This is a genomic window from Enterobacter cloacae complex sp.6700776, assembly GCF_048284255.1.
In the GTDB taxonomy this organism is placed as follows: domain Bacteria; phylum Pseudomonadota; class Gammaproteobacteria; order Enterobacterales; family Enterobacteriaceae; genus Enterobacter; species Enterobacter intestinihominis.
In genome coordinates this window covers 1-273 of sequence record NZ_JBLVYK010000274.1, presented here as the reverse complement: position 1 = coordinate 273, position 273 = coordinate 1, and the positions used below count along the sequence as shown (strand labels likewise).

General features: G+C 59.7%; 1 protein-coding gene. It reads right to left on the bottom strand.

Going from position 1 to position 273, the window contains the following annotated elements:
• Positions 1–273 (bottom strand): GTPase (locus tag ACNQ0T_RS24225; protein WP_417930498.1); only part of this gene is annotated, 273 nt, incomplete at both ends.

The following is a 273-nucleotide window of genomic DNA, read 5'->3' as shown; positions in this document are numbered from 1 at the left end:
GTATTTCTCCAGCTCGCCGATGATGATGCGCGCATTCTCAACCGGATCGGAGCCGTCGATCGGATCGATATCGATGAGGTGCAGCAGTACGCGGCAGCGCTCGAGGTGCTTGAGGAAGCGGATACCGAGGCCTGCCCCTTCCGCTGCGCCTTCAATCAGCCCCGGGATATCGGCAACTACGAAGCTCTTTTCATTGTCCATACGCACCACGCCCAGGCTTGGCACCAGGGTGGTAAACGGATAGTCAGCCACTTTCGGCTTGGCGGCGGAGAC